General features: G+C 39.1%; 11 protein-coding genes and 1 pseudogene. 11 read left to right on the top strand and 1 reads right to left on the bottom strand.

The window, feature by feature from the left end; translation table 11 throughout:
• Positions 1 to 533: pseudogene (locus PHO71_RS05375) on the bottom strand (glutamate synthase subunit alpha); the annotation flags it as partial.
• Positions 534 to 897: 364 nt separating this feature from the next.
• Here PHO71_RS05375 and glmS point away from each other — a divergent pair.
• The 11 genes from glmS to PHO71_RS05320 all read left to right on the top strand — a co-directional run bounded on the left by glmS (position 898) and on the right by PHO71_RS05320 (position 16,225).
• On the top strand, positions 898 to 2,742 hold the full coding sequence (gene glmS, locus PHO71_RS05370) for a glutamine--fructose-6-phosphate transaminase (isomerizing) (protein WP_300200011.1): 1,845 nt from the start codon (positions 898 to 900) through the stop codon (positions 2,740 to 2,742).
• A 33-nt stretch (positions 2,743 to 2,775) separates the two neighbouring features.
• Positions 2,776 to 4,659: an amidophosphoribosyltransferase gene (locus PHO71_RS05365; RefSeq protein WP_300200008.1), complete on the top strand. Its 1,884-nt coding sequence runs from the start codon at positions 2,776 to 2,778 to the stop codon at positions 4,657 to 4,659.
• Positions 4,660 to 4,687: 28 nt separating this feature from the next.
• A complete protein-coding gene (gene carA, locus PHO71_RS05360; RefSeq protein WP_300200005.1) occupies positions 4,688 to 5,851 on the top strand; it encodes a glutamine-hydrolyzing carbamoyl-phosphate synthase small subunit in 1,164 nt (387 codons plus the stop codon).
• Between the two features lie 81 nt (positions 5,852 to 5,932).
• The gene (carB, locus tag PHO71_RS05355; protein WP_300200002.1) at positions 5,933 to 9,160 is read left to right on the top strand and encodes a carbamoyl-phosphate synthase (glutamine-hydrolyzing) large subunit; all 3,228 of its coding nucleotides are present in this window, start codon (positions 5,933 to 5,935) and stop codon (positions 9,158 to 9,160) included.
• Between the two features lie 291 nt (positions 9,161 to 9,451).
• Positions 9,452 to 9,778: an aldo/keto reductase gene (locus PHO71_RS05350; protein WP_367279880.1), complete on the top strand. Its 327-nt coding sequence runs from the start codon at positions 9,452 to 9,454 to the stop codon at positions 9,776 to 9,778.
• Between the two features lie 100 nt (positions 9,779 to 9,878).
• On the top strand, positions 9,879 to 11,249 hold the full coding sequence (locus PHO71_RS05345; RefSeq protein WP_300199996.1) for a porin: 1,371 nt from the start codon (positions 9,879 to 9,881) through the stop codon (positions 11,247 to 11,249).
• Positions 11,250 to 11,274: 25 nt separating this feature from the next.
• Positions 11,275 to 12,741 carry a lamin tail domain-containing protein gene (locus tag PHO71_RS05340; protein WP_300199992.1) on the top strand — a complete coding sequence of 489 codons (1,467 nt, stop codon included), beginning with the start codon at positions 11,275 to 11,277 and terminating at the stop codon, positions 12,739 to 12,741.
• A gap of 10 nt (positions 12,742 to 12,751) precedes the next feature.
• On the top strand, positions 12,752 to 13,849 hold the full coding sequence (locus PHO71_RS05335) for a metallophosphoesterase (protein ID WP_300199989.1): 1,098 nt from the start codon (positions 12,752 to 12,754) through the stop codon (positions 13,847 to 13,849).
• Positions 13,850 to 13,962: 113 nt separating this feature from the next.
• A complete protein-coding gene (locus tag PHO71_RS05330; RefSeq protein WP_300200045.1) occupies positions 13,963 to 14,910 on the top strand; it encodes a tyrosine-type DNA invertase cluster 3b in 948 nt (315 codons plus the stop codon).
• Between the two features lie 352 nt (positions 14,911 to 15,262).
• Positions 15,263 to 15,844, top strand: coding sequence for a UpxY family transcription antiterminator (locus PHO71_RS05325; protein ID WP_300199986.1), 582 nt, complete (start codon positions 15,263 to 15,265; stop codon positions 15,842 to 15,844).
• A gap of 3 nt (positions 15,845 to 15,847) precedes the next feature.
• Complete coding sequence (locus tag PHO71_RS05320; RefSeq protein ID WP_300199983.1) at positions 15,848 to 16,225, top strand: UpxZ family transcription anti-terminator antagonist; 378 nt, start codon at positions 15,848 to 15,850, stop codon at positions 16,223 to 16,225.

The following is a 16,225-nucleotide window of genomic DNA, read 5'->3' as shown; positions in this document are numbered from 1 at the left end:
AAATATAGTTTGCGGTCTGCAGTCTCGGTTTCTGTAAATCCGGTAATAAATGCTTGTTTGATGTCCGGTTCATTTGCAAGAGCCGACTCACCTAGAATTTCCGGGCAAGTAGGTACATTACGCAGATACATCAATGTAAGTCCTTCTTTTTCGATCTCTTCAATAATGATACTTAAAATAGAGGCCTGATCTTTCTCCTTTTTAGGTAGAAAGAGTAATCCGGTACCATAACGTCCTTTTTCAGGAACGGGAATACCTTGTAATAATATAAATTCATGTGGAATTTGTAGCATAATACCTGCACCGTCCCCTGTTTTGTTATCCGCACCTTCAGCACCACGATGACGCATGTTCTCTAATACTTTTAAAGCCGACTCAACAACGTCGTGTGACTTTTCTCCGTGAATATTTGCCAACATACCGACACCACAAGCATCATGTTCATATGCTGAGTCGTAGAGACCCGCTTCTTGGGGTTGCTGTTGGTAAATGGATCTTTTTGTTTCGCTGTTAAAAAGTTCTTTTTTCTTCATTCTTTATAGCTTTATTGTATAGTAATATCTGTTTAAGATATCAAAATGTTTGGCAAAGTTAATTATTTAATTTCATAATGATATTGTTTTGTTGCTTTTGTGTGACACTAAATAAGGAACCTTGTTCTTATTCTTTTAATTTGTAATCAGAATACTTTGGTTTAGTTTTAAATTGATAGTATCTGAATAGTTATTTGAATGCGATCGTAATTTGTTTCTTTTTGAGGTAAAAATAATATATTATTTAACTTTTTGATGTGTTTACAACTTTTTTATGTGCTTATGTCAAATAAATATAGAAATGGTTGTCTTTATGTTATTTAAAATATGTATCTTTGCACACGAAATAAAAATATCATAATATATGTGTGGAATCGTAGGCTATATTGGTAAAAGAAAAGCCTACCCCATCCTTATAAAGGGACTGAAGCGGCTGGAGTATCGAGGATATGATAGCGCGGGGGTAGCACTGATCAGTGATAACCAACAATTGAATGTGTATAAGACGAAAGGTAAAGTCTCGAATCTTGAAAATTTCGTCACTCAGAAAGATATTTCCGGTACAGTCGGAATCGCCCATACCCGTTGGGCTACTCACGGGGAACCTTGTTCTGCTAACGCTCACCCTCATTACTCTTCTTCCGAAAAACTCGCTCTCATTCATAACGGCATTATTGAAAATTACGCTGTTCTCAAAGAAAAACTTCAAGCCAAAGGCTATACTTTCAAAAGTAGTACTGATACAGAGGTACTCGTTCAATTAATCGAATATATTAAAGTAACCAATAAAGTTAATTTGCTTGCGGCCGTTCAGTTGGCATTGGGTGAAGTGATTGGAGCGTATGCGATTGCTATTCTTGATAAAGAACATCCTGACGAGATCATAGCTGCCCGTAAAAGTAGTCCGTTGGTGGTTGGAATTGGGGAAGATGAGTTTTTTCTGGCTTCAGACGCTACACCAATAGTAGAATATACGGATAAGGTTGTTTATCTGGAAGACGGAGAAATAGCTGTCATTCATCCGGGAAAAGAACTGAAAGTCGTTGATTTGAATAATGTGGAAACAACTCCTGAAATAACGAAGGTAGAGCTAAATCTCGGACAGTTGGAGAAAGGAGGATATCCGCATTTTATGCTGAAAGAGATTTTTGAGCAGCCGGATTGTATTCGTGATTGTATGCGTGGGCGTATCAATGTAGAAGCGAATAATGTAGTACTATCAGCAATTATCGATCATAAAGAGTGTTTGCTAAATGCAAAACGATTTATAATTGTTGCTTGTGGTACTTCTTGGCATGCGGGATTGATCGGCAAGCATTTGATTGAAAGTTTCTGTCGCATTCCGGTAGAAGTAGAATATGCTTCCGAATTTCGTTATCGAGATCCGGTGATTGATGAACACGATATAGTGATTGCTCTTTCGCAAAGTGGTGAAACAGCGGATACGCTTGCAGCCGTTGATTTGGCAAAAAGCCGCGGAGCATTTATATATGGTATATGTAATGCTATCGGCTCCTCCATACCTCGTGCTACCTACACAGGTTCATATATCCATGTCGGCCCGGAAATTGGGGTAGCTTCTACCAAAGCATTTACCGGTCAGGTTACGGTATTGGTTATGTTGGCTTTGACACTTGCTAAAGAGAAAGGTACGATTGGCGAAGAACAATATTTGACTATCGTAAAGGAATTGAATCATATTCCTGAGAAAATGAAAGAAGTATTAAAACTGAATGATACATTGGCTGAATTATCGAAGACTTTCACCTATGCTCATAATTTTATCTATCTGGGACGCGGATATAGTTATCCTGTAGCTCTTGAAGGTGCATTGAAATTGAAGGAAATTTCGTATATTCATGCCGAAGGCTATCCGGCTGCGGAAATGAAACATGGTCCCATTGCTCTGATTGATGCAGAAATGCCGGTAGTGGTGATCGCTACTCAAAATGGACTTTATGAGAAAGTGTTGAGTAATATTCAGGAAATCAAAGCTCGGAAAGGAAAGGTAATTGCATTTGTGACTAAGGGAGATACGGTAATCAGTAAAATAGCAGATTGTAGTATCGAACTTCCCGAAACAATCGAGTGCCTTGACCCGTTAATAACTACGGTACCTCTTCAAATCCTTGCTTACCACATTGCGGTATGTAAAGGAATGGATGTAGATCAGCCACGAAATTTGGCCAAGTCGGTAACAGTAGAATAAGAATCTGGTAATTTATAAATTGCAAATCTATCAATGGAACAATTGAAACATGAATGTGGCGTTGCCATGATACGCTTACTCAAACCGTTAGAGTATTATGAGAAGAAGTACGGAACGTGGATGTACGGTCTCAATAAACTCTACCTGCTGATGGAGAAACAACATAACCGCGGACAGGAAGGCGCGGGATTGGCATGTGTGAAACTGGAAGCGAATCCGGGTGAAGAATATATGTTTCGTGAACGTGCTTTAGGTTCTGGTGCCATCACAGAGATTTTCGAAAACATTCAAAGTAATTTTAAAGATCTCACTCCCGAACAATTGCATGATGCGGATTTTGCTAAAAGCTCTTTACCTTTTGCCGGTGAAGTCTATATGGGACATTTACGTTACTCGACTACCGGAAAAACCGGGATTTCGTATGTCCATCCGTTTTTAAGAAGAAACAATTGGCGTGCCAAAAACTTAGCTCTCTGTGGTAATTTCAATATGACGAATGTTGATGAAATATTTGCCCGAATTACTGCTATCGGACAACATCCGCGCAAGTATGCTGATACTTATATCATGTTGGAACAAGTAGGACATCGGTTGGACCGTGAAGTAGAGCGATTGTTTAACCTAGCCGAAGCCGGAGGACTGACTGGAATGGGAGTTACGCATTATATCGAGGACCATATAGATTTGAGCAATGTGTTACGTACTTCCAGTAAAGAGTGGGATGGAGGTTATGTAATCTGTGGCTTGAACGGGAGTGGCGAGTCATTTGCAATCCGTGATCCTTGGGGGATTCGTCCTGCATTTTGGTATCAGGATGATGAGATTGCGGTGTTGGCTTCTGAACGTCCGGTCATTCAGACAGCTTTAAATGTATCGGTAGAAGAGATTAAGGAACTGCTGCCTGGACAGGCATTGCTAATAAATAAGGAGGGTAAATTGCGAACCTCGCAAATTAATAAGCCGCGTGAAAAACGAGCTTGTTCATTTGAACGTATCTATTTCTCTCGTGGCAGTGATGTGGATATCTATAAAGAAAGGAAACTGTTGGGTGAAAAACTTGTGCCTAACATCTTGAAAGCTATTGATAACGATATAGATCATACTGTTTTCTCTTTCATCCCTAATACGGCTGAAGTAGCCTTTTATGGAATGTTGCAAGGTTTGGACAATCATCTGAATGAAGAGAAAGTACAACAGATAGCAGCATTAGGACATAATCCGAATTTGCAGGAACTGGAAGCTATTCTTTCTCGTCGGATTCGTAGTGAGAAAGTAGCGATTAAAGATATCAAACTTCGTACCTTCATTGCAGAAGGCAATAGTCGCAACGACCTTGCTGCCCATGTGTATGATATCACCTATGGGAGTCTTGTTTCCGGTGTCGATAATCTGGTGATTATTGATGATAGCATTGTACGTGGAACGACATTGAAGCAAAGTATTATCGGCATTCTCGACCGTCTTGGTCCAAAGAAGATTGTCATCGTTTCTTCTTCTCCTCAAGTCCGCTATCCCGACTATTACGGTATCGACATGGCAAGAATGAGTGAGTTTATTGCTTTTAAAGCGGCCGTCGAACTGTTGAAAGAGCGTGATATGAAAGATGTAATTGCTGCTGCGTACCGGAAGTCTAAAGATCAGGTCGATTTGCCAAAAGAACAAATGGTGAATTATGTGAAAGAAATCTATGCTCCGTTTACTGATGAAGAGATTTCTGCTAAGATGGTGGAACTGCTGATTCCAAAAGGGACAAAAGCAAAAGTTGAGATTGTCTACCAACCATTAAAGGGACTACATGAAGCCTGTCCGAACCATACGGGAGACTGGTATTTTAGTGGTGATTATCCCACTCCGGGTGGTGTAAAGATGGTAAATCAAGCGTTTATCAACTATATCGAACAAATGTATCAATTTTAAACAACCATACAACGATTCAATAATAAGAATGAGAGATGTGACATTAATCCTTGACGACGGGAGCCGTTTCAGCGGTAAGTCGTTTGGCTACGAGAAGCCGGTGGCGGGTGAAGTAGTGTTTAACACCGCTATGACCGGATATTCGGAGAGTCTGACTGACCCTTCGTATGCCGGACAGTTGATGACTCTTACTTTTCCATTGGTAGGTAATTATGGAATTCCTCCTTTTACTATCGAACCGAATGGACTCGCTACTTTTATGGAAAGCGAAAAGATTCATGCGGAGGCGATTATTGTAAGTGACTATTCTTACGAGTACAGCCATTGGAATGCGGTAGAAGACCTTGCAGACTGGTTGAAACGCGAAAAGATACCCGGTATTACTGGTATCGATACCCGAGAACTGACTAAAGTTCTTCGTGAACATGGGGTAATGATGGGAAAAATCGTGTTTGACGGATTAAATGAAGAACGAAATGGCGGGTTAAATGAAGAATTAAGAATGATGAATGAAGAATTTCCGTCTTATGCTGACATAAACTATGTTGATCAAGTATCTTGCAAAGAAATTATTCATTATTTGCCTGATGGAACCAGCAATTATAGCGCAGCCGATTCTTCATTCCTTATTCCTCATTCTTCATTAAAAAAAGTAGTTTTGGTGGATTGTGGGGTGAAGACTAATATCATTCGTTGTCTGTTGAAACGGAATGTAGAAGTGATTCGTGTTCCTTGGAATTATGATTTTAATGGGCTTGAGTTTGATGGATTGTTTATATCCAATGGTCCTGGAGATCCTGACACTTGTGATTCTGCGGTACAGAATATTCGTAAAGCAATGAAGAATGAAAAACTTCCGATCTTTGGAATTTGTATGGGTAATCAGTTATTGTCTAAAGCCGGAGGAGCTAAAATATATAAATTGAAATATGGACATCGCAGTCATAACCAGCCTGTACGTATGGTTGGTACTGAACGTTGTTTCATAACTTCTCAAAACCACGGTTATGCAGTCGATAATAATACATTAGGTGCAGATTGGGAACCACTGTTTATTAATATGAACGACGGATCGAATGAAGGAATAAAACACAAAAAGAATCCTTGGTTTTCAGCACAATTTCATCCTGAAGCTGCTAGTGGTCCAACAGATACGGAATTCTTGTTTGACGAGTTCGTGAAATTATTATAAATAGACTTTTGCCACTCTATTGCGCGGCCTATAGATCGTTTGATGCTGTGTTAATATGTGGCGATCCAGAAAATAGAATCAATGAAAGAAAATATAAAGAAAGTATTACTGTTAGGTTCCGGTGCTTTGAAAATCGGTGAAGCCGGTGAGTTTGACTATTCCGGTTCGCAGGCACTCAAGGCCTTGAAAGAAGAAGGGATTGAGACAATCCTTATCAATCCGAATATTGCTACTGTGCAGACCTCTGAAGGAGTCGCGGATCAGATTTATTTCCTTCCTGTGACTCCCTATTTTGTTGAAAAAGTCATTCAGAAAGAAAGACCGGAAGGTATTATGCTTGCATTTGGCGGTCAGACAGCGTTGAATTGTGGTGTGGCATTGTATAGAGAAGGAACCCTTGAAAAATATAATGTGAAAGTGCTCGGTACTCCGGTACAAGCTATTATAGATACAGAAGACCGTGAACTCTTTGTACAGAAACTGAATGAGATTAATGTAAAAACAATCAAGAGTGAAGCAGTAGAAAATGCGCAAGAGGCTCGTCGTGCAGCTAGAGAATTGGGATATCCGGTGATTGTTCGTGCGGCTTATGCGCTTGGAGGTTTAGGATCGGGATTTTGTGATAATGAGGAACAACTGGATATTCTGGTAGAAAAAGCTTTCTCTTTCTCACCTCAAGTATTGGTAGAAAAGTCGTTGAGAGGATGGAAAGAAGTAGAATATGAGGTAGTACGTGACCGTTTCGACAACTGTATCACCGTTTGTAATATGGAAAATTTTGATCCGCTGGGTATTCATACCGGTGAATCTATTGTAATTGCTCCATCGCAAACATTGACCAATAAAGAATATCATAAACTTCGCGAGCTTGCTATCCGTATTATTCGCCATATTGGTATTGTCGGTGAATGTAATGTTCAATATGCTTTTGATACTGAATCGGAAGATTATCGTGTTATTGAAGTGAATGCCCGACTTTCCCGTTCATCGGCACTCGCGTCTAAAGCAACCGGTTATCCGCTGGCTTTCGTCGCTGCCAAACTAGGACTTGGTTACGGACTGTTTGATCTGAAAAATTCAGTAACAAAGACCACTTCCGCTTTCTTCGAACCGGCTTTGGATTATGTTGTATGTAAAATACCTCGTTGGGATTTAGGAAAATTCCATGGAGTCGATAAAGAGTTAGGTTCATCCATGAAATCTGTCGGTGAAGTTATGGCAATTGGACGCACCTTTGAAGAAGCAATTCAAAAAGGTCTTCGTATGATTGGGCAGGGAATGCATGGATTTGTGGAGAATAAAGAACTTGTCATTTCTGATATAGATAAAGCACTCCGTGAACCGACTGATAAACGTATCTTTGTCATCTCTAAAGCCTTTCGTGCCGGATATACGATCGATCAAGTTCATGATTTGACAAAGATCGACAAATGGTTTCTCCAGAAGTTGATGAATATAATGAGGACTTCTGAAGAATTGCATAGCTGGGGCAAGAATCATAAACAGATGGTCGAGCTTCCTGATGAATTGCTGAAAAAAGCGAAAGTACAAGGTTTTTCTGATTTCCAGATAGCTCGTGCCATTGGTTTTGAAGGCGATATGGAAGATGGTATTCTTTATGTCCGTAATCATCGTAAGAAAGTGGGTATTCTTCCGGTAGTGAAACAGATTGATACATTGGCAGCCGAATATCCGGCGCAAACTAATTACCTGTATATTACTTATAGTGGCGTAGCAAATGATGTACATTATCTGGGTGATCATAAATCCATTGTTGTTCTCGGTTCCGGTGCTTACCGTATCGGTTCGTCTGTAGAGTTCGACTGGTGCGGCGTTCAAGCTCTGAATACTATCCGTAAGGAAGGCTGGCGCAGCGTCATGATCAATTATAATCCGGAAACTGTATCTACCGATTATGATATGTGTGATCGCCTTTATTTCGACGAATTGACGTTTGAACGTGTGATGGATATTCTCGAACTGGAGAATCCTCATGGAGTAATCGTTTCTACTGGCGGTCAGATTCCAAATAACCTTGCTCTACGTCTGGATGCACAAAATATTAATATTCTCGGAACAAGTGCCAAGAGCATTGATAATGCTGAAGACCGCGAGAAGTTCTCTGCTATGCTCGACCGTATTGGAGTAGATCAGCCACGTTGGCGTGAACTGACTTCTATGGATGATATCAATGAGTTTGTAGATGAAGTTGGATTCCCCGTGTTGGTTCGTCCTTCTTACGTGCTTTCCGGAGCAGCAATGAATGTTTGTTCTAATCAGGAAGAACTGGAACGTTTCCTAAAGTTAGCGGCAAATGTTTCAAAGAAACACCCAGTAGTAGTAAGCCAGTTTATAGAACATGCTAAAGAAGTGGAGATGGATGCTGTAGCGCAAAACGGAGAAATCATAGCCTATGCGATCAGCGAACATATCGAGTTTGCAGGAGTGCACTCCGGTGACGCAACAATCCAGTTTCCTCCACAGAAACTGTATGTAGAAACAGTACGTCGCATCAAACGTATTAGCCGTGAGATTGCGAAAGCACTTAATATATCCGGTCCGTTCAATATCCAATATCTGGCAAAAGACAATGATATTAAAGTAATTGAATGTAACCTGCGTGCCAGCCGTTCCTTTCCATTCGTCAGCAAAGTTCTAAAGATAAATTTCATCGAACTGGCAACGAAAGTAATGCTTGGTCTGCCTGTAGAAAAGCCGAACAAAAATCTGTTCGAATTGGATTATGTAGGAATCAAAGCTTCTCAATTCTCATTCAATCGTTTGCAAAAGGCCGACCCTGTATTGGGAGTAGATATGGCTTCCACCGGAGAAGTTGGTTGTATTGGAAGCGATACTTCCTGTGCTGTTCTTAAAGCTATGCTTTCTGTCGGGTATCGTATTCCGAAGAAAAACATTCTGCTATCAACTGGAACCATGAAGCAGAAAGCCGATATGATGGACGCAGCTCGTATGTTGGTGAACAAAGGTTATAAACTTTTCGCTACCGGTGGTACTCACAAAGCACTTGCCGAGAATGGAATAGAAAGTACCCTTGTTTACTGGCCAAGTGAGAAAGGGCATCCACAAGCTTTGGATATGCTTCATAAAAAAGAAATAGATATGGTAGTCAATATTCCGAAGAACTTGACTGCCGGAGAGCTTGATAATGGGTATAAAATTCGCCGTGCAGCCATTGACCTGAATATTCCATTGATTACTAATGCGCGTTTGGCAAGTGCATTTATCCAAGCCTTCTGTACCATGAGCATTGATGATATCGCTATCAAGAGTTGGGAAGAATACAAATAATAAAAAGATAATTTTTTGTTTTAAAGTAGTGAAGGTCGTTTTCGTTTATTCGGAGGCGACCTTTTTTTGTTATTGTTGGATGGTAATATTCAACTATTATTGCTCGTAAAAATTATATTTCGAGTATTAATAATGAATATGAACCTATTAACAAACTAAAATGGGCTGGATAACAAAAGGAATATTACTATTTATTTTTACTTTTGTATCAGAATTGTAGTGATTACCGTATTTCTTAAACCATTTTATGCCTGACAGTTATGGAATCATTAAAAGTTTTGGATTACTCTAATGTATTTCTTGCCAGAATCAAATATAATACCCTCTGAAGAGATATTGAAATTAAAAATGGTAGAAGATGTTTATGTATTGCTAAATTCTGATAAAGATTTATATGCTTCACTTTACTCGCGGCTTTCTCGGTGGTTGCTACAAAAAGCCCCATGGATTGTTCCTATTCCAGGAACAACTAAGTTGTCACATCTGGAAGAAAACCTGCGGACTCTTGAATTTGCTGGCTCTTCCGAGGAATGGAAAGAATTGGAAAATGTTATTGCAACAATCCCAATAACAGGTGACCGTTATAATAAGGAACAACAAAAGCAAGTTGGATATTAAAACGGATTATTTTCTGTATCAGAAATGTAATACCTCCGTCACGCTAATGTATTTCTATCTTCATTATTTTGCATTCGTAAAATGATAGAAATATTTTAGTATGAGAAAAAGAAACATGATTCTGTTGTCCGGGTTATTAATCGTTAGTTCCTTATGTGCACAGAATACTTCTTCCAGCGTGGAAGAGGAAACAGGTAAAGTTCCTGTGAAAGCTTATTTTGAAAAGGGGAAACTTCATTTTTCTTCTAAGAATGAAAATTTTCATCTATGGTTTGATAATCGTATCTATTTGGATGCCGCAATTTATTCTCCCACGTCGGACATATCCGATCTGACTTCTAAAACAAATAAAGATCTAGAAAGTGACGATAACCAATTTCGTTTTAGCAATGGTGTAAGTATTCGCCGGGCACGCTTCGGAGTAAAAGCTACATTATATAATAAATGGTTTGCGGAGTTAGATCTCGATTTTGCTTATAATGAAGTCGAAATTAAGGATATGTATTTAGGTTATAAATTCAATGACCATTTCTTTGTGAAGGCAGGTAACTTTAAGGTTCCGATGAGTATGGAGCGTACCACCAGTTCCAAATACCTCATAGCATCCGAAAGACCTATGCCTGTAGAAGCTTTTACTGACGGTCGTCGTCTGGGTATAGCCGGAACAGGCTGGGGTAAACATTGGTGGGCTTCTGCCGGAGTCTTCGGTCGCGAAGTAGATATTATTCAAAAAGAACGTAACAGAGGAAATGATGGCTATGCCTTAGCCACTCGCGTTGCTATATCACCTGTTTACAATGATGATATGACTATTCATGTGGGAGGGTATTTCAACTACCAAACTCCTTCCGGATCTGGTTTGGAAGACAAAACAGTGGAATTCCGTACCTTTCCCGAAAGCAGAGTGGACCGCCGGCGTTTTGTACAGGCAGAAGTCTCAAATGTAAACCACTATTATACTACAGGACTTGAACTTGGATTTCGCTATCGTAAATTTCTGACTTATGGAGAATATATCTACAACAATATCTCCCGTTATGCATACGGTACAAATAATCAGAAAATAGGTCTTAAAAATGCAGAGTTTAACGGATGGTATGCCACAGCTTCTTATATGATCTTGGGAGAGAACCGTCAATATTCTCCGGATGAGGCGGAATTTGGTCCGATGAAGATGCGTCGTAAAGGAGGTAACCTGGAGATTGCTGCTCGCATAAGTAATATAAATATGAATGACTTTCATGATCCTGCGGCATACATAACAGGAGGTAAAGCCACTAGTTATTCTGCTTCGCTCAATTGGTATCCCGTACGTAACGTATTGATCGGGCTTAACTATACCTACATGAACAATGATAAATATGCCGATTCAAAAGGACAAATAACCAAAGGAGGCAAACCACTGAGTGAAGCTATGACTTCAGGAATTGACTTTAATGTATTTCAATTGCGTACAATGATCTCATTCTAAACAGAGACAATAATAAAATAAAATTATGAAAAAGATTTTTCTGATGAGCGTACTTTGCGCTTTAGTTTTTACAGGTTGTAAAGATGATACGGAACCCGATACTCCGACCTTTTTTGATGCTGATTATACCGGGCTTGTATTGAATGAAGTTTGTGGAGGAGATGCTGATAGTAAAGATGACTGGATTGAAATTTATAATACTTCCGGTAATACAATTAATTTGGAAGGAGTTCAACTTGTAAAAACAGATGAAAGTGGAGTCTCAGAAACGATTTATACGTTTACCAAAGGAACTACTATTGCTGGTAAGACTTACCAGGTCAGAGGTAAAGATGATCTTTCTGCTGGTATTTCGAATAGCAAATCTGTTACTATTACATTACAGGCCCCTTCGAGTAAAGAGATTGATAAATTTAATAAAGATGGTGAGTTTGGCGAAAATGGTAGTCATGAGATAGGAGGAAGTTATGCGCGTATTCCTGATGGCACAGGTGATTGGGCAATTGTGGCAAAAGCAACGAAAGGAATTGCTAATTCGGATGATGAACCGGAAGTTCCTTCCGATATTGATTATGCCGGACTAATTTTGAATGAAATTTGCGGAGGAGATACCGATGAAAGTGATTGGATAGAAATTTATAATAACTCAAATAATCCAATCAATCTGAATGGGATTAAGTTGATCAAGACAGATGAAAAAGGTAAGACTGAGACACTTTGTACGTTTGCTGAAGGATCTATTATTACAAGTAAAACTTACTTGGTTAAAGTTAAAGATGTAGATTTTACTCAAGGCATTTCGAATAGTAAGGCTGTCACTATTACTTTGCAAGCACCTTCCGGAGATAAAATAGATGAATTTAATCGAGATGCTGAAGTGGGTGAAGGTATAGGTCATGAATTGGGAGGTAGCTATTCACGTATTCCCAATATAACAGGAGGATGGGCTATTGCTTTACAAGCTACGAAAGGTTTGGCAAATGGGACAACCGATCAACCTGAAGAACCTTCTGATAACGTTTATACAGGATTGGTACTGAATGAATTGAACGGAAATGATCCTAAATATATCGAAATCTATAATTTTTCAGATACAGAATTAGATATCACAGGAGTACAGATAAAAAAGGATGATGGAGAAATTGTGTATGTAGCACCGGAAGGTACAAAGATCGGTTCTCATGCATTCTTGGTTCTTCTTTCCGATCAGCCAGATTATACAACAGGGTTTACTAGCGGATTTTCTGCCAAGAAAACAGTGAAAATAGAGCTATTGTCACCGGATGGAGAAACAACTTTAGATGTATTTAAGAATCTTAAAGAAGACGGTACTGAAATTTGGGGAGATAAAAGTCCTAAATACAATGGCGAAAATGCAGGTATGGCATACGCTCGTAAAACTGACGGTACAGGAAAATGGTATATGATGAAATCAACCCAAGGCATAAACAATAATAGTACTTCAGAATTGGGTGAAGAAATTATATGGTAAAATAGATAGGATGAGAAAAATAATACTTCTTTTATTTGTAGGTATTCTTCTTTTGAGCTGCACTAGCGTGGGTGCAGACGAAGGAAGAATCCTTCGTTTTATATATTGCTCAGACGTTCATTACGGTCTTGAACGCGAATTTCGTGGTAAGGAAGCGGGCAGTGATGAAGTTAGCCGTGCTATGTTGGAAACCTTCAAGTTGTTACCGGAAACTCCATTGCCTGAGGATAATGGAGTAGGAGCCGGGTTGAAATTTGGTTCCCCTGATTTTGTTGTATGCACTGGTGACATTGCCAATCGCATGGAAGACGGAGTTCAGTCTGCTACTACTTCATGGACGCAATTCTGTAATGATTGGGATTCATCTATCAGTGTACCTTTGTATCTTGTACCGGGTAATCATGATATATCCAATGCTATCGGCTATCCAAAACCTCTGTCTCCCGAAAAAGATGCTGCAAGTGCAGCAGGAATTTTTAACCGGATGATGAAGCCGACAGTATCACGTACAGCCGAAACATTTAATTACCAAACGGATAAAGTACATTATTCGTTTGTTCAGGATGGTGTACGTTTTGCCTTTATGGGAATGTGGCCTGATGCACGGATACGTCAATGGTTCGATCAGGAAATTGGGACAGATTCCGTTACACCGGTCATTTTGTTCACTCATGATCCTCCCATTGCCGAAACCAAACATTTTACGAACCCTAACGGCAAACACACTATTAACTCCGTAGATAAATTCCAAAATCTTCTGGTGGATACGTGTCTGGTTACTGATGTGAAGAAAGAAGCAAAAAAGAATTGGGAGAAGCTGGAACAGTTTATTTATTCCCGTCCCATGATTAAAGCTTATTTTCACGGTGATAAGAACTATAATGAGTTTTATACTTGGCATGGTGTGAACAGTACGATATCTTTGCCTGTTTTCCGCGTTGATTCTCCCATGAAAGGAGAATATTCGTCAGATGATGAACGGAAATTGTCTTTTATAGTAGTGACTATGGATTTAGACAAACGTTTGCTGACAGCCCGTGAATGCCTGTGGAATACGAAAGATCAAACATCTATACAATGGGGAAGTACCTCTACTATTACTTTTTAGTGATAAGTAGTTAAGATTTTCATAAGATGGGAAAAATTTAAATCATTCAAAGTGTAAATCTGTTCTGTTTCATGTATTATTTTGCTAGAATTAAACTTTAATACAAGAAATGAATTATGAAAAAAGATGGATTTACTGCATGTGCACTTAATTATATTGAGTGCTTAAGAAAAGAAGGACGTTATGCTACAGCGCATATCTATGAGAATGCGCTCAAGTCTTTTGCTATTTTTTGTGGAACTTCTGTTGTGTCTTTTAGTTGGGTAAATCGGGAACGTTTGCGAGGTTATGGGCAGTACCTTTATGAACGTGGTTTGAAACTCAATACGGTCTCTACTTATATGCGTATGCTTCGTAGTATTTACAATCGGGGGGTAGAACAGGGAAATGCACCTTATATTCCCCGCCTGTTTCGGGAAGTTTATACCGGAGTGGATATTCGGCAGAAAAAAGCATTGCCTGTTGCCGAGTTGCACAAGCTTTTATATACAAATCTTCAGTCGGAGCGTTTACGTCATACCCAAACAATTGCCGCTCTTATGTTTCAGTTTTGTGGAATGTCTTTTGCCGATTTTGCTCATTTGGAGAAATCAGCTTTAGAACAAAATATACTTCACTATAATCGTATTAAAACTAAGACTCCTATGTGTGTGGAAGTCCTGGATACTGCTAAAGAAATGATCTATAATCTACGTAACCGAATGGCACCACAGCCGGGTTGTCCGGATTATTTGTTTTACATTCTTCGTGGGGATAAGAAAAGAAAAGATGAACGTTTATACCGGGAATATCAATCTGCTCTTCGAAATTTTAATAATCGTTTGAAAGGCTTGGCAAAGGCGTTACATTTGAAGTCTCCCGTTACTTCTTATACACTTCGTCATTCATGGGCTACTACTGCTAAATATCGTGGCGTTCCTATTGAAATGATTAGTGAATCATTGGGCCATACCTCTATCAAAACAACACAAATCTATTTGAAAGGCTTTGAATTGAAAGAACGTACAGAAGTGAATAGAATGAATTTAGTTTACGTTAAAAATTGTTTTGTGACTAAGTGAATAAACTTAATTATCTGATATATAATAGTATTGTACGTGCGTTACTTCTTAGGTAACAGGAAATACAAAGTCTACAACGGACTAAATGAAAAAAGGAAAAAACCTCGACAAATACAGCAATAGAAGTGTATTCATCTTTAGCGAAGGAGAGTATTCTTTTGAAAACAAGGTATATAAGATTTGAACATGAATATAAGATTATTTCATGTCCGAATATATTTTTGCCCTATATGAAAGAGAATAAGAAAAAAAATAGATTTTTATTTGCTATATATTTACTATTTTGTCTATCTTTGCGTCGAATTCATATCCGTTACCTAAGAAGTAACAGATAAATATGGGGTAAAAAAACATGATTTCACTAGAAAAGAAAACATTAATTGCTGGGCCTATTTATGGGACAGGGGAAGGCGTAGCACACCCTAAACGCTGGTACGTTGCGTTGGTTCGTATGCACCACGAGAAGAAAGTCGCCGAGCGTTTAGGTAAAATGGGGATTGACAGTTTTATTCCTGTTCAACAAGAAGTACATCAGTGGAGTGACCGTCGTAAAAAGGTTGAATCAGTTCTTCTTCCAATGATGGTTTTCGTTTATGCCACACCTAAAGAGCGTATGGAAGTTTTGACTCTTTCAACAGTTAGTCGTTATATGGTTATGCGTGGTGAAAGTAGTCCGACCGTAATTCCTGATGATCAAATGGCACGTTTCCGCTTTATGCTCGATTATTCAGAAGAGTCAGTTCATATGAACAGTACTCCTTTGTCCCGTGGCGAAGAAGTCCGCGTGATTAAAGGTCCCTTGTCAGGGCTTATCGGTGAGCTTGTCACCATGGATGGTAAGAGTAAAATAGCCGTTCGGCTGAATATGCTTGGCTGTGCCTGTGTCGATATGCCTATCGGATATGTAGAATCGATCAAAGCTCGTGTTGTTTAAAGGATGGATACTGCCGTTTTACAAATAAAAATAGAGAATCTATTAAGTTCTGTTCATCGATTGCTACCTGTTGGGAGTGATATGAGCGATGTGTATAGCGATGACTTTTCTGAATTGAATCATACGATCTACCATCAAATCAATGAATTATATCCTCGTCGAGGTATTACATTAGAACAGGATGCTGTTTTGTGTTTAGCTCTATTGTTGGGATACAGTGTCTCTATGTATGCCAGTCTGGAAGACGAATCAAAGAAACATAATATCCTTGTTCGTTCCCGTAGCATCCTCCAAACTCTCTCTGCTTCTCCCTTAAAAGAACGGTTACTCACCGTTTGCCAAGAATTGACAGGATCGTTTAAAACTATTGATAATTTCTGA

Origin of the sequence: Bacteroides sp. (genome assembly GCF_028690125.1) — a bacterium.
Classification (GTDB): Bacteria; Bacteroidota; Bacteroidia; order Bacteroidales; family Bacteroidaceae; genus Bacteroides.
This window is presented reverse-complemented; position numbering and strand designations above follow the sequence as displayed.